Genomic DNA, 17,616 nt, shown 5'->3' with positions numbered 1-17,616 from the left:
CCAAGCCCCCCCGCATGAGCTCCCTCGCAGAACCCGCCAGCCCCCGGCTGGCCGACACCGCCAACCCCCATCCCGCGCCGCTGCGCCAGGCCTTGCCGCCGGCCGGCGACGTGGCCCTGCTGTTCACGCGCGCCCAGGCCCTGCTGCCGCAGGTCGCCGAGGGTGCGGCCGCGCGCGAGAGCGCACGCGAACTGCCCTACGCGCTGGTGCGCCAGATCGCAGAAGCCGGCCTCTTGACCTTCCGCATCCCCAAGGCCTATGGCGGGCCGGGCGGCTCCATCCACGACGTGGTGCGCTTCCTGGTCGAGCTGGCGGCCGTGGACTCCAACACCGCGCAGGCGCTGCGGCCCAACTACGGCTTCATCGAGAGCCTGCTGGCCGGCCAGGACGAGGCCGCGCGCCAGCTCTGGTTCGGCCGGCTGTTGAAGGGCCAGATCCTGGGCAACGGCGGGCTGGAGCGCGGCGGCGCGCACGGCGCCACGGCCGCCCGCATCCTGCGCGACGGCGCGCACTACCGCGTCAACGGCACCAAGTACTACAGCACGGGCGCGCTCTACGCCGACTGGATCACCTCGCTGGCGCTGAACGAGGACGGCAAGGAGACCGCCTTCTTCGTGCCGCGCGGCCGCGCGGGCGTGGAACTCGTGGACGACTTCGATACGGCAGGCCAACGCTTGACGGCCAGCGGCACCACGCGCTTCATCGACACGCATGTCAGGGCCGACGAGGTGCGCTCGGGCCATTTTTCGCGCGAGAAGCGCAACCCGGTCACGCCGCTGTACCAGCTGATCCTGGCCGCCGTGGAGGCCGGCATCGCACGCAACGCGCTGACCGACGCGGTGCACTTCGCACAGAAGCATGCGCGCCCGATCCGCCACAGCAGCGCCCAGGCCTCGGTGGACGATCCCTATGTGCGCGAGGCCGTGGGCCAGATCGCGGCGCAGGCCTATGCGGCCGAGGCCACGGTGCTGCGCGCCGCGACCGCGCTGGACGCGGCCTGGGCCGAACAGCTCTGCGAGCAGGCGCTCACGCGCGCCTCGGTGGAGATCGCCCAGGCCCAGCACTTCGCGGTGGCCGCGGCGCTGAAGGCCTCGGAACTCGCGTTCGACGTGGGCGGCGCCTCGGCCACCGACCGGCGCCACAACCTGGACCGCCACTGGCGCAACGCGCGCACCGTGGCCAACCACAACCCGCGCCAGTGGAAGGCCGCCGCGGCCGGTGCCTGGCACCTCAAGGGCGAGCCGCCGCCGACCACCGGCGCGTTCTGACGGGCGGCGGGCCAAGCAAGAAAAGCGCATGTGCTCATGCGCTTTTCTTCATTCACGGCCGCAGGCGCTGCTTTTGGGACGGGCGCTTCCGCGCGGTGCGCCGCCAGGCGCTGGCTTGCTCGCGCCGCAGATATCCAAGCGCGCAAATCTTCGTTGGCCGGCACGGACGGCGCCCCTAGAGTGCGGCGCTTCCAAGGAGTTCCCATGCCACCTCTCACGCACGGCGCCGCACGCCGCAGCCTCATCCTCGCCGCCTTCGCCGGCGCCCTGCTGGCCAGCACGGCAGCCGCCGCTACCGAGCTGTCGGTCGGCTTCATGCCCGGCCCCTACCGCGACGCCTTCGCCAAGGGCATCGCGCCCCAGCTCGAAAAGCAGGGCTACACCATCAAGTACGTGGAGTTCAGCCAGGGCGTGCAGCCCAATGACGCGGTCGAGCGCGGCCAGATCCAGGCCAACATCTTCCAGCACAGCCTGTACCTGGAGGCGACCAACAAGCGCCAGGGCTTCGACCTGGTGCCGGTGGTGCATGTGCCCACGCCGCCCATGGGCCTGTACTCGCAAAAGCACAGGACGCTGGCCGCCGTGCCCGACGGCGCCACCGTGACGCTGCCGGCCGACCCCGTGAACGCGGCGCGCGCGCTGAACATCCTGGCCGCCGCCGGCTGGGTGCAGGTCAAGCCTGGCGTGGACCCGCTCACGGTGTCCGAACGCGACATCGTGGCCAACCCCAAGAAGCTCAAGCTGGTGCCGCTGGACGCCGCCCAGGCACCGCGCTCGCTGGCCGATGCCGACATCGCCGCGGTGCAGGGCAACTTTGCCGTGGCCTCGGGCCTGAAGCTCACCGACGCGCTGAAGCTGGAGGACATGACGCTGCCCTACGTCAACGTGGTGGCCGTCAAGCGTGGCAATGCCAGCGCCAAATTCGCGCAGGACATCGCGGCCGCCTACCGCGCGCCCGAGTTCCAGAAGGTCTTCCAGGCCAACCCGGCCTGGGCCGGCTACCGGCTGCCCGACTACTTCAGAAAGGACTGAGATGGCCAGCCATCCCCCGCGCCAGCTGCACCTGAACGTCAACATCCTGCACTCGGGCTTCGTGCCCTCGGCCTGGCGCACGCCCGAGGCCGATCCGCGTGCCTTCATCGACGTGCAGCACTACATCCGCGTGGCGCAGACCGCCGAGCGCGGCAAGCTCGACGCCGTGTTCCTGGCAGACAACGCGGCCATCATCGACCAGATCCACTTCCGCCCGATCACGGCACTGGAGCCCACCGTGCTGCTGACCGCCGTGGCCGCGGCGACCACCCACATCGGCGTGATCGGCACGGCCTCGACCAGCTACAACGAGCCCTACAACATCGCGCGGCGCTTCGCCTCGCTGGACCATGTGAGCGGCGGGCGCGCCGGCTGGAACGTGGTGACCACGGCCGACCTGGCCTCGGCCCGCAACTTCGGCCTGGACACCGTGCCCGACCATGGCCGGCGCTACGCCCGTGCCTCGGAATTCACCGATGTCGTGAAGGCGCTGTGGGACAGCTGGGAAGACGATGCCTTCATCGGCGACAAGGCCGCCGGCCGCTTCATCGACCCCGCCAAGGTGCACCCGATCGCGCACCACGGCGAGTTCTTCGACGTGCAGGGCGCGCTGACGCTGCCGCGCTCGCCGCAGGGCCGGCCGGTGCTGGTGCAGGCCGGTGCCTCGGCCGACGGGCGTGAACTGGCCTCGCGCCATGCCGAGGCGGTGTTCTCTGCCTCGCAGTCGCTGGAGGAATCGCTGGCCTACAGCCGTGCGCTCAACGCGCGCGCCGCCGCGCTGGGCCGCGGCCCGCACGCGGTCAAGGTGCTGGCCGGGCTGACCACCTTCATCGGCGCCACCGAGGCCCAGGCGATTCGCCGCCGCGACGATTTCATCGACGCGATTCCCTGGGACTACAGCCTCACGCGGCTGGCCGGCACGCTGGGCACCACGCCGGACCGCCTGCAGCTGGACCGGCAGTTGCCCGAGAACCTGGCGGTGCCGGCCGGCGGCAACGGCAACCACACCTTCTTCGCCGCGACCATCGCGCTGGCGCGGCGCAAGAACCTCACGGTGCGCCAGCTGATCCGCGAACTGGGCGGCGGCGGCGGCCACCGCATCATCGTCGGCACGCCCGAGCAGATCGCGGACGACATCGCGCTGTGGTTCGAGGCCGGCGCGGCAGATGGCTTCAACCTGATGCCCGATGCGCTGCCCGATGGGCTGCAGGACTTCGTCGACGGCGTGGTGCCGCTGCTGCAGCGCCGCGGCATCTTCCGCACCGATTACAGCGGCCGCACGCTGCGCGAACACCTGGGCCTGCCGTTCCCGGCCGGCCGTGCGGCCACGCGCAGGGCGGCCTGACGCAGGCCGGCGCCGCAGACGCAGCGGTTTTGTAGGCCAAAGCCGCCGTGGCGCGCCGGCCTCCGGCGCGATGTTGCTGCTGCAGCAGGTAGCTGCAGCAGGCGGCGGCTGCGCGCCCAGCCGGGCCAGCCTAAGATCGCGGCTCCATGACCCTGCCCGGCCCCTCCGCATTCCAGACCGGCGGTGGCGACATGGGCGCCAAGGTGCGGGCCTTCGACTGGGCACGCACGCCGCTCGGGCCGATCGCCGGCTGGTCGGCAGCCTTGCGCGTCACCGTCGACCAGATGCTGGCCTCCAAGTTCCCGGCTTGCCTGTTCTGCGGGCCGGACCTCATCGCCATCTACAACGACGGCTACCACACCATCCTGGGCACCAAGCCGCAGGCGCTGGGCCGGCCGATGCGCGAAACCTGGCGCGAGGTCTGGCCGCAGCTGCAACCCATCGCCGAGCGCGCGCTGGCCGGCGAGTCCACCTTCATCGAGGACTACCGGATCCACATCGACCGCCATGGCCGCATGGAGGATGCCTGGTTCACCTTCAACTACGGACCGGTGTTCGACGAGCACGGCAGCGTGATCGCCATGCTGGACACCGTGGTCGAGACCACGTCCAAGGTGCTGGCCGAGCGCCGCTCGCACGAGGAGCGCGCGCAGCAGCAGCGCCTGCTGCAGCAAATGCCGGGCTTCGTCGGCGTGATGGCCGGCCCCGACCATGTGTTCGAGTACGTCAACGACGCCTACATGCGGATCGCCGGCCCGCGCACGCTGCTGGGCCGACCGGTGCGCGCGGTGTTTCCGGAGCTGCGGGGCCAGGGCTTCTTCGAGATGCTGGACCAGGTCTATGCCACGGGCGAGCCGCTCCGTGCGCACGCGCTGGCCGTGCGCCTGGCCCACGCACCGGGCGAGCGCTTCGTCGACCTGCTGTACGAGCCCATCCATGATGCCGCGGGCCAGGTGCGAGGCATCTTCGCGGGGGGCTACGACGTGACCGAGCGCGTGCAGGCCGAGACCGCGCTGCGCCAGCTCAACGCCACGCTGGAGCAGCGCGTGGCCGAACGCACGCTGGCGCGCGAACGCGCCTGGCAGGCCCTGGCCGAGACCCAGGACGCGCTGCGCCAGGCGCAGAAGATGGAGGCCGTGGGCCAGCTGACCGGCGGCATCGCGCACGACTTCAACAACCTGCTGGCCGGCATCGGCGGGGCGCTGCAGCTCATGCGGCTGCGGCTGGACCAGGGGCAGACCGAGGGCCTGCGTGCCTACCTGGACATGGGCGAACGCTCGGTGCGACGCGCCGCCTCGCTCACGCAGCGCCTGCTGGCCTTCTCGCGCCGGCAGACGCTGGACCCCCGGCCCACCGATGTGAACCGGCTCGTGCAAGGCATGCAGGAGATGGTGGCGCGCACCGTGGGGCCGGCCGTGCAACTGGCGGTGGAGCCGGCGCCGGCAACCTGGCCCACGCGCGTGGACGCCTCGCAGCTGGAGAACGCGCTGCTGAACCTGTGCATCAACGCACGCGATGCCATGCCCGAGGGCGGACGCCTGGCGCTGGCCACCGCCAACCGCACGCTGGCCGAAGAGGAAGCCGCCGCCCAGGAGCTCCCGGCTGGCGACTATGTCTGCCTGCGCGTGACCGACACCGGCACCGGCATGTCGCACGCCATCGTGCAGCGCGTGTTCGACCCCTTCTTCACGACCAAGCCGCTGGGCCAGGGCACGGGCCTGGGCCTGTCCATGGTCTACGGCTTCGTGCGCCAGTCGGGCGGCCAGATCCAGGTGGATTCCGAGCCCGGTCGCGGCACCACCATGACGCTGCTGCTGCCACGCCACCTGGGCGAGGCCGAGACCGACGACGCCGCCCACACCGCCGATCCGCCCGGCGGCGGCGGCGCCGGCGAGACCCTGCTGCTGATCGAGGACGAGGACATCGTGCGCGACCTGCTGACCGAGGTGCTGCAGGACGCCGGCTACACCGTGCTGGGCGCCGCCGACGGCCCGGCCGGCCTGCGCCAGCTGCAAGCAAGCGGGCCGATCGACCTGCTGGTGACCGACGTGGGCCTGCCAGGCGGCATGAACGGGCGCCAGGTGGCCGATGCCGGCCGGCTGCTGCGGCCGGAACTGCAGGTGCTGTTCATCACCGGCTATGCCGAGGCCGCGACCATGGGCAACGGCTTCATGGAAGCCGGCATGGAGGTCATGACCAAGCCCTTCGACCTGGCGGCCCTGGTGACGCGCGTGCGCGACATGCTGGACCGCAGGATGGTCTGACGGCGCCCGCCGGGGCGCGCTGCCCGGGGCAGGCTACGGTGCGAAGGGCCAGGCTGCAGTGCGCCGCGGGTCGGTGGTGTCAGCCGCGCTGCCACCAACTGCGTCGTTCCTGCCGTTCTGCGAGGGGCCGCAGGTCCAGGTCCGTGTTGTCGCGCAGGCCGGGGATGCCCAGGCGCCTGCGCTGTTCGACTTCCAGCAGATGCGCCTGGCCGCGCGCTTCCTTGGAGCCCCGCAGGGCCTCCGCTCGCCACATGGCTGCCATGTCGTGCAGCTCTGCGTCGCTTAGTTCACTCACCATGGGCACCATTGTGCCGCCCCTCGCGATCCATTTCAGTTGTCCACGGCGCTGGCTCGCCAGCCGCAGGGCACGAAACCGGCTCGCAAGCCAAGGGTCAGAAGGCCGCGGAGCAGGCCATGCCAGTGCAGCCGCGGAACTGGCTCTGCCAGGCCGCCGGGTGCGCCCCTTGGGGGGATGGGACTTCTACACGCAGTGAGAAGTCCAAACGGGGGGCATGTCAGTACGTCTCCAGATGCAGCCGCCCCTCGCGCTTGAGCGTCGCGGCAATGCTCTCCCAGTCCAGCCCCGCGCCCGTGGCAATGTCGCGCAGCGCCAGCACCACGCCCTGCTCCATGCTCTTGAGGCCACACACGTAGAAGTGGCTCGCACCGTCGTGCAGCAGCGCGGCGAGGTCGGCCGCGCGCTCCCGCATGCCGTCCTGCACGTACTTCCTGGGCTGCCCCGGCATGCGCGAGAAGGCCAGGTGGATGTCGATGAAGTCCTTCGGCAGGCTTTGCAGCGGGCCGAAGTAGGGCAGCTCCTGCTGCGTGCGCGCGCCGAAGAACAGCAGCAGCTTGCCGCCCTCGAACTTGCCGCTGTTGCGCAGGCGCCGTCGCCACTCCGTCATCGCGCGCATGGGCGCGCTGCCCGTGCCCGTGCACACCATCACGAGGTGCGACTTCGGGTGGTTGGGCATCAGGAAGCTGCTGCCGAAGGGGCCGACCACCTGCACGGGGTCGCCGACCTGGAGGTCGCAGACGTAGTTGGAGCAGATGCCGCGCACCGGCTTGCCCTGGTGGTCCTCGGTCACGCGCTTGACGGTCAGCGAGAGGTTGTTGTAGCCCGGCCGCTCGCCGTTGCGCGGGCTCGCGACCGAGTACTGGCGCGGCTGGTGTGGCCGGCCCAGCGCGTCGGTGCCCGGTGGCACGATGCCGATGGACTGGCCCTCCAGCACCGGGAACGGCATGGCGCCGAAGTCCAGCACCACGTGGTGGGTCTCGCTGTCGAAGCCGGCCTCGGTGCAGTTGAAGTTGCCGACCACGGTGGCCGTGGTCGGCTTCTTGGCGTTGTAGAGGTTGGTGTAGGCGTGCGCGGCCGACCAGGGCGGGATGCTGGCGCCGTACTGCGCGCTGTTGAACGCCACGGTGCCGGGCTCGGGCGCCGCCTGCGCGGGCGGCGGCGCTTCGGCGGGCACCTCGCCCACGCCGGCCGCAGCCAATTGCTCGGGCGTGAGCGCGGGCGGCAGTTCGTCCCAGGTCAGCTGCTCCTCGATGGAGTAGGCGCGCAGCCTGGGCATGCTGCGCCAGTTGTCGATCGAGCCCGTGGGGCACGGCGCGATGCAGGCCATGCAGCCGTTGCAGACATCGGCCTTGACCACGTAGTTGCGCTCGTCGTGCGTGATCGCGCCGACCGGGCAGGTGGCCTCGCAGGTGTTGCAGCGGATGCAGATCTCGGGGTCGATCAGGTGCTGCTGGATGACGGCGGCGTCAACGGCCATGTCCATGGTGGCCTCATCCAAACCGGACGTATTCGAAATCGACGGGCTGGCGGTTGATGCCCATCACCGGCGGCGCGATCCAGCCGGCGAACTTGCCCGGGTCGACCACGCGGCCCATCAGGGACGCCACGAAGGCGAAGTCCTCGGGGGTCGGCAGCCATTCGGCCTTCTTCGCGTTCCACTCGTTCTCGCTGACCACGCGTCCCTCGGGCGACATCTTGATGCCGGCCAGCGCACCGATCTGGCGGTTGAAGGCCTTGTGCGGCACCGTCAGACGCGTGGGGAGCCCGGCCTTCTCCAGCACCTTGTTCCAGCGGTTCACGCCGGCCACCGAGTCCTTGATGAAGTCGTCGCGCAGCACCTCGTTGAGCGCGTTGAGCATGGGCACTTCCTTCTCCTGCAGCTGGCCATTGACCACTTCCAGCACCTTGTAGGTCTGGCCCTTGAGCTGGTGGTCGTCGCTGCGCTTGCCTTCCTCGTAGCGGCCCTTGAGGCCCGAGCTGTAGAAGATCGCGGCGTTGCTCGACTGGTCGGCGCCGAACAGGTCGATGGTCACGCTGTAGTGGAAGTTCAGGTAACGCTGGATGGTGCCGAGGTCGATGGCGCCAGCCGCGCGCACCTTGGCCGCGTCGTCCGTCTTGAGCTCGTTCATGACGGCGGCCGTGCGCGACAGCACGCGCGAGACGCCGCTCTCGCCCACGAACATGTGGTGCGCCTCTTCCGTCAGCATGAACTTGGTGGTGCGCGCCAGCGGGTCGAACGCGCTCTCGGCCAGCGCGGAGAGCTGGAACTTGCCGTCGCGGTCGGTGAAGTAGGTGAACATGAAGAAGGCCAGCCAGTCCGGCGTCTTCTCGTTGAACGCACCCAGGATGCGCGGGTTGTCCTGGTCGCCCGAGGTGCGCTGCAGCAGCGCCTCGGCCTCCTCGCGGCCATCGCGGCCGAAGTGCTTGTGCAGCAGGTAGACCATGGCCCACAGGTGGCGGCCCTCCTCCACGTTGATCTGGAACAGGTTGCGCAGGTCGTACATGGAGGGTGCGGTCAGGCCCAGGTGGCGCTGCTGCTCGACGCTCGCGGGCTCGGTGTCGCCCTGCGTGACGATGATGCGGCGCAGGTTGGCGCGGTGCTCGCCGGGCACGTCCTGCCAGGCCTTCTCGCCCAGGCTGTCGCCGAAGTGGATCTTGCGCTCGGCGTCGCCCGGGTTCAGGAAGATGCCCCAGCGGTAATCGCGCATCTTCACGTGGCCGAACTGGGCCCAGCCCTGCGGGTCCACGCTGACGGCGGTGCGCAGGTAGACCTCGTGGTTGGTCGAGCCCTCGGGGCCCACGTCGTCCCACCAGTGGATGAAGTTGGGCTGCCAGCCTTCGAGCGCGCGCTGCAGGGTGCGGTCTTCGCCCAGGTTGACGTTGTTGGGGATCTTCTCGCTGTAGTTGATCGTGCTCATCGGGGTCTCCTGAATTCGTTCAGACGCGGTTGAAGTCGAAAGCCGTCTTCTCGCCCTTGCCGTACAGCTTGAGCGCGCCCTTCTCGCCCACGGCGTTGGGGCGCTGGAAGATCCAGTTCTGCCAGGCCGAGAGGCGACCGAAGACGCGCGTGACCATGTTCTCCTTGCCCGCGAAGCGCAGGTTGGCTTCCAGGCCGGTCAGCGCGTCGGGCGACATGGCGGCGCGTTCTTCCAGGGCGATGCGGATTTCGTCGCCCCAGTCGATGTCGTCGGGCGCGGCCGTGACCAGGCCCAGCGCGAGCGCGGCATCGGCATCGAGCGGCTTGCCGGCGGCAGCGCGGGCTGCCTCCAGCGGGGCGACTTCCTCGTAGAAGCGGCGTTGCAGACGGCTTTGCTCGGTGACCAGCGGCAGCAGGCCGAAGTTGAACTCGTCCAGCGTGATCTTGGGCGCCTTGTCGGGCGCGTCGGGCAGCGCCAGCATGTAGGTGCGGTCGGCCGCGAAGGCCAGTTCGGCCAGCATGCCGGCGAAGCAGGAGCCGGACTCCACGAGCGCGAACAGCGTGCGTGACGACACGTCGAGCCGCGCGAAGGTGCGGCGCAGCAGGCCCAGGGTCTGGCGCACCAGCCAGTGGTCCTGGTTGGCCACGATGGCGGCGTCGGCCGCCAGCACGGCCGCGGCATCGCCTTCGGTCTTGAGCAGCCAGGTGCCGATGTCGAGCTCGTTGGTGCGCAGGTTCAGGATCGCGTCGTCGAGCTGGCGGCCCATGGCCAGCGGCCACCAGGCGGCGCCTAGAGCCTCGATGCCGGCGATGTCCGTGGGCTGTTGTCCTGTGGGGGCCTTGACGGTCAGCGTGGCGGTACGGCGGGCGCGGTCGATGGCCACGTTGACGTGTTCGTAGCCGATGCCGTCGGCCGAGTCTTCACGCGTGATGCGCGGCAGCGCGATGCCCTGCGGCGCGGTCGAACGGCCGCCGGCAGCACCCAGCTTCGCCGCGCGCTCCTGCACCACGGCGCCGAACTGCGCGGGCTTGGCCACGGCGTCCACCAGGCGCCAGTCCACGGCACGCTGGCCGCGCACGCCTTCCACGCTGGTGCAGAAGATGTCGGCCAGGTCGTGGCGCACCTTGCGCTTGTCGGTCACGCGCGTGAGGCCGCCGGTGCCGGGCAGCACGCCCAGCAGCGGCACCTCGGGCAGGGACACAGACGAAGAGCGGTCGTCCACCAGCACGATCTCGTCGCAGGCCAGCGCCAGTTCGTAGCCGCCACCGGCGCAGGCGCCGTTCACGGCGGCCAGGAACTTCAGCCCCTCGTGCTTGGACGAGTCCTCGATGCCGTTGCGCGTCTCGTTCGTGAACTTGCAGAAGTTCACCTTCCAGGCGTGGCTGGACAGGCCCAGCATGAAGATGTTGGCGCCCGAGCAGAAGATGCGGTCCTTGCCGCTGGTCACGATCACGGCCTGCACGGCGGGGTGCTCGAAGCGAACGCGGTTCAGCGCGTCGTGCAGCTCGATGTCCACGCCCAGGTCGTAGCTGTTGAGCTTGAGCTTGTAGCCCGGGCGGATGCCGCCCTCCTCCGCGATGTCCAGCGACAGGCGCGCGATGGCGCCGTCGGTGGTCAGCGACCAGTGGCGGTATTGGCTCGGGTCGGTGCGGTAGTCCACGCGCGGCGCGGAAGTCGGGGGAGCGGTGTCGGCCATGCTGTCTCCGGTGGGGTTAAATGCAAAATACTGCATCTACTTGAAGGCGATGCATGCATCATTATGCATGTCACTGCACGCGTCAAGCCCCGCGCATGTTTTTTTGTGCAAGTCGATCCCGCCGCCTGGATCGGCGGCGGCGATGTCAGGCCAGCGCGGCCTGCACGCTGCTGCGCAGCAGGTCGAAGGCCTGCTGCAGGCTCTTGGCGCTGGTGTCCACGCGCAGGTCGGCCTTGGAATAGAAGGCCGCGCGCCCGTCCAGGATGCGGCGCAGGTCTTCCATGGCTTCCTTGCTGGCCGCCATGGGCCGCAGGTCGCCCTGGGCCGCCACGCGGCCCATGTGCTCCTCGGGCGAGGCTTGCAGCCACACCGTGGTGCAGTGCGCCAGCAGCTCGTTGAAGGTGGCCGGGTCGGAGACGATGCCGCCCGGCGTGGCGATCACCACCTCGCCGTAGATCTGCACGGTCTCCTCGAGCGCACGGCGCTCGTAGCGGCGGTAGGCGTTGGTGCCGTACAGGTCGTGGATTTCGCGCACGCTGCAACCGGCGACCTTCTCGATCTCGCGGCTCAGCTCGATGAAGGGCAGGTCCAGCGCCTCGGCCAGCATGCGGCCCAGCGTGGACTTGCCCGCGCCGCGCAGGCCGATCAGCGCGATGCGCCGGCCGCGCCCGGGATCGGTGGCGCCCGTGCCCAGCAGTTCGCCGATGGTCACGCGCACGCGCCGCAGGTCGGCCTCGGAGCGGTTCTCCAGCAGCTCGCGGATCAGCAGCCACTCGGGCGAACTGGTGGTCACGTCGCCCACCATCTCGGCCAGCGAGCAATGCAGAGCACCCGCCACCTGCTGCAACACCAGGATGGACGCGTTGCCGATGCCGTATTCCAGGTTCGCCAGGTGCCGCTCGGACACCTCGGCCGCCTGCGCCACGGCCTTGCGCGTGAGGCCACGCCGCGCGCGCAGGCTGCGCACGCGGTCGCCCAGCGCGGCCAGCAAGGCATCGCGCGGCGCATCGCCCGGTTCTGGTGTTGGCGCTTGCGTTTCCGTCTCCACGCCGCGCCCCTCCCGCTTGTTCATGGCCTTCGCCCTTTCGTGACTCCCCGGCATTGTCGTGCCTAGGGTAAACACCAAACTTGCACTATATTGCTTGACACTCATCACGCACAAACCTATCGTGCCGCCACAAGCACGATATTGCATGTTCCCTGCGGTACGCAAGTGCCAATGGACGCAGCAGGACCACGATGAGCAAAGACAACTTCCACAGCCAACTGGCGGCGCTGACCGCGGAACTTGCGGGACGGCCGCTGGACGCCGCGCTCGACCGGTGGCTCAACACCACGCACGGCGCCGGCAGCGCCAGCTACGCCGCGCTGAAGGCCAGGTGCATCGAGGGCGTGGCCCAGGGCTGGCTTTGCGACCGCGAAGGCGGCGGCATCCGCTACGGCCGCGTGTTCAAGGCCGAGGACGCGCTGCACCGCTTCTCGGTCGACGTGGTGGACATGCAGGACATCGCCGGCCCGCACCACACCCATCCCCAGGGCGAGATCGACCTGATCCTGCCGCTGGACGACGGCGCCGCCACCTTCGACGGCCGCCCGGCCGGCTGGTGCGTCTACCCGCCCGGCAGCGCGCACCGCCCGACCGTGGCCCAGGGCCGCGCCCTGGTGCTCTACCTGCTGCCCGAAGGCCAGATCCAGTTCACGAAAACCCCATGACCGCCCTGCTCCCCAACTTCGTCTCCGGCCGCTGGCAGGCCGGCACCGGCGCCGGCATCACGCTGCTGGACCCCGTGCTCGGCACCGCACTCGTGCGCGTGGACGCCACGGGCCTGGACCTGCCGGCCGCCTTCGACTTCGCACGCCGCCAGGGCAGCGCGGCGCTGCAGGCCCTCACGTACCGCGAACGCGCGGCCCTGCTCGCCAAGGTGGGCCAGTTGCTGCAGGCCCACCGCGATGCCTACGACGCGATCGCCACCGCCAACTCCGGCACCGTGAAGAACGACTCGGCCGTGGACATTGACGGCGCCATCTTCACGCTGGGCCAGTACGCACGCTGGGGCGAGGCCCTGGGCGATGCCCGCGCGCTGCGCGACGGCGAGCCCGTGCGCCTCGCCAAGGAGGCCTTCCAGGCCCAGCACGTGCAGGTGCCGCGGCCGGGCCTGGCCCTGTTCATCAACGCCTTCAACTTCCCAGCCTGGGGCCTGTGGGAGAAGGCCGCGCCGGCCCTGCTGTCGGGCATGGCCGTGGTCGTCAAGCCGGCCACCGCCACAGCCTGGCTCACGCAGCGCATGGTGCAGGACGTGGTCGATGCCGGCCTCCTGCCCGCGGGCGCGCTGTCCATCGTCTGCGGAAGTTCGGCCGGCCTGCTCGATGCGCTGGAGCCCTTCGACGTGGTCTCGTTCACGGGCTCGGCCGACACCGCCGCCGTCATCCGCAGCCACCCGGCCCTGGCGCGCCACGCGGTGCGCGCCAACATCGAGGCCGACAGCCTGAACAGCGCGCTGGCCCTGCCCGATGCCACGCCCGGCACGCCGGCCTTCGAGCTGCTGGTGCGCGAGGTGGTGCGCGAGATGACGGTCAAGTCGGGCCAGAAGTGCACGGCGATCCGGCGCATCCTGGTGCCCGAGGCGGTCTACGGCGCGGCGGCGGAGGCCATCGCCGCGAAGCTGGCCAAGGTCAGCACCGGCAACCCGCGCAACGCGGGCGTGCGCATGGGCGCGCTCGTGAGCCGCGCACAGTTCGACACGGTGCAGCAGGGCGTGGCGCAGCTCGCCCGCACGGCCGAGATCCTGCACGACGGCCGCGCCCAGCCGCTGGTGGACGCCGACCCCGCCGTGGCCGCCTGCGTGGCACCCGTGCTGCTGGGCACGCGCGACGCCGACGGCGCGCAGGCCGTGCACGACGTGGAGGTGTTCGGCCCGGTCGCCACGCTGCTGGCCTACCGCGACGTGCCGCACGCGCTGGCGCTGGCCCGGCGCGGCCAGGGCTCGCTGGTGGCCTCGCTGTACGGCGACGACGCGGCGCTGCTCGGCCGCAGCGCGCTGGACCTGGCCGCCAGCCACGGCCGCGTGCACGTGGTCACGCCCGAGGTGGCGCAGGTGCACACCGGCCACGGCAACGTGATGCCGCAATCGCTGCACGGCGGCCCTGGCCGCGCCGGCGGCGGCGCCGAACTCGGCGGCCTGCGCGCGCTGGACTTCTACCACCAGCGCAGCGCGGTGCAGGCCAGCCCACCCGTGCTGGCCGCGCTCGGACTCTGAGAACAGCAGGAGACACCCATGCCCACGCCCCCCGACGGCCCCTTCAACTTCGCCGAGCACCTGTTCGCGCTGCACCGCCGGCGCGGCGACCGGCTGGCCTACATCGACGACCGCGGCCCGCTGAGCTACGGCCAGCTGGAGCAGCGCGCGCGCCGCCTGGCCAGCGCGCTGCTGGCGTCCGGCCTGCGCCGCGAAGAGCGCGTGCTGCTGCTGATGCTGGACACGCACGACTGGCCCGTGAGCTTCCTGGGCTGCCTGTACGCCGGCCTGGTGCCGGTGGCCGTCAACACGCTGCTGACGCCCGAGGACTACGCCTACATGCTGGCGCACAGCCGCGCCCAGGCCGCGCTGGTCTCGGGCGCATTGCTGCCCGCGCTGCAGGCCGCCATGGAGACGGCCGGCCACGAGCTGCACACCACCATCGTCTCGCAGCCCGTCACGCCACTGCCGGCCGGCGCGCTGGAGTTCGAGGCCGCGCTGGCCGCCGTGCAGCCCGCGCCCGCGCCGGCGCCGACCACGGGCGACGAGCCCGGCTTCTGGCTCTACTCCTCGGGTTCCACCGGCCGGCCCAAGGGCACGGTGCACACCCAGCGCAACCTGTGGTGGACCGCAGAACTCTACGGCAAGGGCGTGCTGGCGCTGACCGACCGGGACGTGTGCTTCTCCGCCGCCAAGCTGTACTTCGCCTATGGACTGGGCAATGCTTTGACGTTCCCGCTGTCGGTCGGCGCCTGCGTGGTGCTGATGGCCGAGCGGCCCACGCCGGACGCGGTGTTCAAGCGCTGGACCGAACTGCAGTGCAGGCCCACCGTGTTCTTCGGCGCGCCCACGGGCTTTGCCGGCATGCTGGCCTCGCCCCGCTTGCCGCAGCGCGACGACGTGGCGCTGCGCATGTGCTCCTCGGCCGGCGAGGCGCTGCCGGCCGAGATCGCCGAGCGCTTCAAGGCCCGCTTCGGCGTGGACATCGTCGACGGCATCGGCTCCACCGAGATGCTGCACGTGTTCCTGTCGAACCGGCCCGACGACGTGCGCTATGGCACCACCGGCAAGCCCGTGCCGGGCTACGACATCGAACTGCGCGGCGAAGACGGGGCGCCGGTGGCCGTGGGTGAGGTCGGCGACCTCTACATCCGCGGCCCCAGCGCCGCGCTGATGTACTGGGGCAACCGCGACAAGACGCGCGAGACCTTCCAGGGCGGCTGGACCAAGAGCGGCGACAAGTACGTGCGTGACGGCGAGGGCTATTACACCTACGCGGGCCGCAGCGACGACATGCTCAAGGTCAGCGGCATCTACGTCTCGCCGTTCGAGGTCGAGTCCACGCTGATGCAGCACCCCAGCGTGCTGGAGGCCGCCGTGATCGGCACGCCGGACGCCGACGGCCTCACACGCACCAAGGCCTTCGTGGTGCTCAAGGACGGGCAGCAGGCCAATGAGGAGCAACTCAAGGCCTTCGTCAAGGAGCGCCTGGCGCCCTACAAGTACCCGCGCCAGATCGCCTTCCTCGCCGAGCTGCCGAAGACGGCGACCGGCAAGATCCAGCGCTTTCGGCTGCGCGAACAGGAAGCCCGCGCGTGAGCCAGTCGGTCGACATCGTCTGGCGCGGGCGCCGCGTGTCCATCGAGCACGACTGGGTCGGTGCGTCCGCCGCCAAGGCCCCGCTGCTGGTGTTCCTGCACGAAGGCCTGGGCTCGCTGTCGATGTGGAAGGACTTCCCCGCGCGCCTGTGCCAGGCCGTGGGCGCGCGTGGCCTGGTGTTCTCGCGGCCCGGCTACGGCCGCTCCACGCCGCGCGCCGAGGGCGAGGCCTGGGGCCTGGACTTCATGCACCGCCAGGCCGACGAGGTGCTGCCCGCGCTGCTCGACGCGCTCGACGTGGCGCAGCCGGCCTGGCTCATCGGCCACAGCGACGGCGGCTCCATCGCGCTGCTGCACGCGGCCCGGCACCCCGCGCGCGTGGCCGGCCTGGTGCTGCTGGCGCCGCACATCTTCGTCGAGGACATCACGCTGGCCAACATCCGCCGTGCGCGCGAGGACTACGAACACGGCAGCCTGCGCGCCGGCCTGGCGCGCCACCACGCCGACCCCGACTCGGCCTTCTGGGGCTGGAACCGCATCTGGCTGCATCCGCCGTTCGCGCGCTGGAACATCACCGACGCGCTGGCCGCCATCCGCTGCCCGGTGCTGGCCATCCAGGGCCTGGACGATGCCTACGGCACGCTGGCCCAGATCCGCGGCATCGCCGAAGGCGTGCCCGGCACCGAACTGCTCGAGCTGCCGCAGTGCGGCCATTCCCCGCACCGCGACCAGAGCGCGCAGGTGATCGCCGCGACGAACGCATTCATTCACCACAGGAGACAACGATGACCGCACACCTGACCCGCCGCGCCACCCTGGTGCTGGCCGCCTTCGCCATCGCAGGCAGCGCCCATGCGCAAAGTGGCGAGAAGCTCAAGGTCGGCCTGATGCTGCCCTTCAGCGGCACCTACACGGCCCTGGGCGTGGCCATCGAGAACGGCTTCAAGCTCTACGTGGACGAACAGGGCGGCAAGCTCGCGGGCCGCGAGATCGAGTACTTCAAGGTGGACGACGAGTCCGACCCGGCCAAGGCCACCGAGAACGTCAACAAGCTCATCAAGCGCGACAAGGTCGACGTGATCGTGGGCACCGTGCACTCGGGCGTGGCGATGGCCATGGCGCGCGCGGCCAAGGAGAGCAACACGCTCTTGATCGTGCCCAACGCGGGCTCGGACGCCGTGACCGGCCCGATGTGCGCGCCCAACATCTTCCGCAGCTCGTTCTCCAACTGGCAGTCCTCCTACGGCATGGGGGTTGTCGCGGCCAAGCAGGAAAAGAAGAAGACCGCGATCACCATCACCTGGAAGTACGCCGCCGGCGAGGAGATGACCAACGCCTTCAAGGAAGGCTTCGAGAAGGAGGGCGGCAAGGTCAGCAAGCAGCTCACGCTGCCGTTCCCCAACGTGGAGTTCCAGGCCCTGCTGACCGAGATCGCTGCGGCCAAGCCCGATGCGGTGTTCGCCTTCTTCGCCGGCGGCGGCGCCGTGAAGTTCGTCAAGGACTACGCGGCCGCGGGCCTGAACAAGACCGTGCCGCTGTACGGCTCGGGCTTCCTGACCGACGGCACGCTGGAGGCCCAGGGCGATGCCGCACAAGGCATTCTGACCACGCTGCACTACGCCGACGACCTGACGGTGCCGAAGGACAAGGCCTTCCGCACCGCCTATGCCAAGGCCTTCAAGCTGCAGCCCGACGTGTACGGCGTGCAGGGCTACGACGCGGCGCAGATCCTGCGCGTGGGCCTGGATGCCGTGAAGGGCGATGTGTCGAAGAAGCCCGAGTTCGCGGCCGCCGTGGAGAAGGCGAAGTTCGACAGCCCGCGCGGCGCGTTCACGATGTCCAAGTCGCACAACCCGGTGCAGGACATCTACCTGCGCAAGGTCGACGGCAAGGAGAACAAGGTCGTCGGCATCGCGTCCAAGGCGCTCTCCGACCCCGCCCGCGGCTGCAAGAACTGAGCA

The 17,616-nt window shown here is 70.4% G+C and carries 14 protein-coding genes; 9 read left to right on the top strand and 5 right to left on the bottom strand.

Annotated features, from left to right (window positions below; all coding sequences use genetic code 11):
- Positions 1-14: 14 nt before the first annotated feature.
- The 4 genes from ACSQ4M_RS07740 (at position 15) to ACSQ4M_RS07725 (ending at position 5,909) form a co-directional block, all read left to right on the top strand.
- Positions 15-1,268, top strand: a complete 1,254-nt coding sequence (locus tag ACSQ4M_RS07740; protein WP_436189003.1) for an acyl-CoA dehydrogenase family protein — start codon at positions 15-17, stop codon at positions 1,266-1,268.
- Between the two features lie 204 nt (positions 1,269-1,472).
- Positions 1,473-2,300 (top strand): MetQ/NlpA family ABC transporter substrate-binding protein, encoded by an 828-nt coding sequence (locus ACSQ4M_RS07735; protein WP_436189002.1) that lies wholly within the window; start codon positions 1,473-1,475, stop codon positions 2,298-2,300.
- A gap of 1 nt (position 2,301) precedes the next feature.
- A complete protein-coding gene (locus ACSQ4M_RS07730; RefSeq protein WP_436189001.1) occupies positions 2,302-3,645 on the top strand; it encodes an LLM class flavin-dependent oxidoreductase in 1,344 nt (447 codons plus the stop codon).
- Positions 3,646-3,791: 146 nt separating this feature from the next.
- On the top strand, positions 3,792-5,909 hold the full coding sequence (locus ACSQ4M_RS07725) for an ATP-binding protein (RefSeq protein ID WP_436189000.1): 2,118 nt from the start codon (positions 3,792-3,794) through the stop codon (positions 5,907-5,909).
- Between the two features lie 79 nt (positions 5,910-5,988).
- Here the strand turns inward: ACSQ4M_RS07725 and ACSQ4M_RS07720 are convergent, their stop codons facing one another.
- The 5 genes from ACSQ4M_RS07720 to ACSQ4M_RS07700 all read right to left on the bottom strand — a co-directional run bounded on the left by ACSQ4M_RS07720 (position 5,989) and on the right by ACSQ4M_RS07700 (position 11,893).
- Positions 5,989-6,207: a hypothetical protein gene (locus ACSQ4M_RS07720; protein WP_436188999.1), complete on the bottom strand. Its 219-nt coding sequence runs from the start codon at positions 6,205-6,207 to the stop codon at positions 5,989-5,991.
- A gap of 217 nt (positions 6,208-6,424) precedes the next feature.
- Complete coding sequence (boxA, locus tag ACSQ4M_RS07715; protein ID WP_436188998.1) at positions 6,425-7,690, bottom strand: benzoyl-CoA 2,3-epoxidase subunit BoxA; 1,266 nt, start codon at positions 7,688-7,690, stop codon at positions 6,425-6,427.
- Positions 7,691-7,697: 7 nt separating this feature from the next.
- On the bottom strand, positions 7,698-9,125 hold the full coding sequence (boxB, locus tag ACSQ4M_RS07710) for a benzoyl-CoA 2,3-epoxidase subunit BoxB (RefSeq protein WP_436188997.1): 1,428 nt from the start codon (positions 9,123-9,125) through the stop codon (positions 7,698-7,700).
- A 19-nt stretch (positions 9,126-9,144) separates the two neighbouring features.
- Entirely contained in the window at positions 9,145-10,821 is a 1,677-nt protein-coding gene (gene boxC, locus ACSQ4M_RS07705; protein ID WP_436188996.1) for a 2,3-epoxybenzoyl-CoA dihydrolase, read from the bottom strand.
- A gap of 145 nt (positions 10,822-10,966) precedes the next feature.
- A complete protein-coding gene (locus tag ACSQ4M_RS07700; RefSeq protein ID WP_436188995.1) occupies positions 10,967-11,893 on the bottom strand; it encodes a helix-turn-helix transcriptional regulator in 927 nt (308 codons plus the stop codon).
- A gap of 167 nt (positions 11,894-12,060) precedes the next feature.
- Here ACSQ4M_RS07700 and ACSQ4M_RS07695 point away from each other — a divergent pair, with 167 nt between their 5' ends.
- The 5 genes from ACSQ4M_RS07695 to ACSQ4M_RS07675 are packed head-to-tail and all read left to right on the top strand — an operon-like array spanning position 12,061 to position 17,613.
- A complete protein-coding gene (locus tag ACSQ4M_RS07695; RefSeq protein ID WP_436188994.1) occupies positions 12,061-12,534 on the top strand; it encodes a 4-hydroxylaminobenzoate lyase in 474 nt (157 codons plus the stop codon).
- On the top strand, positions 12,531-14,078 hold the full coding sequence (locus ACSQ4M_RS07690) for a 3,4-dehydroadipyl-CoA semialdehyde dehydrogenase (RefSeq protein ID WP_436188993.1): 1,548 nt from the start codon (positions 12,531-12,533) through the stop codon (positions 14,076-14,078). Before ACSQ4M_RS07695 ends, ACSQ4M_RS07690 begins: the two co-directional genes overlap by 4 nt.
- An 18-nt stretch (positions 14,079-14,096) precedes the next feature.
- Positions 14,097-15,656, top strand: a complete 1,560-nt coding sequence (locus tag ACSQ4M_RS07685; protein WP_436188992.1) for a benzoate-CoA ligase family protein — start codon at positions 14,097-14,099, stop codon at positions 15,654-15,656.
- Positions 15,653-16,444, top strand: a complete 792-nt coding sequence (locus ACSQ4M_RS07680; protein WP_436188991.1) for an alpha/beta fold hydrolase — start codon at positions 15,653-15,655, stop codon at positions 16,442-16,444. Before ACSQ4M_RS07685 ends, ACSQ4M_RS07680 begins: the two co-directional genes overlap by 4 nt.
- Complete coding sequence (locus ACSQ4M_RS07675) at positions 16,441-17,613, top strand: ABC transporter substrate-binding protein (protein ID WP_436188990.1); 1,173 nt, start codon at positions 16,441-16,443, stop codon at positions 17,611-17,613. The genes ACSQ4M_RS07680 and ACSQ4M_RS07675 overlap by 4 nt, the downstream gene beginning before the upstream one ends.
- Positions 17,614-17,616: the final 3 nt, after the last annotated feature.

Source organism: Pseudorhodoferax sp. LjRoot39 (genome assembly GCF_964253035.1).
Lineage (GTDB): Bacteria > Pseudomonadota > Gammaproteobacteria > Burkholderiales > Burkholderiaceae_C > Pseudorhodoferax.
Note: the sequence above shows the minus strand (reverse complement) of the source record. Positions and strands in the feature narration are given on the sequence as shown.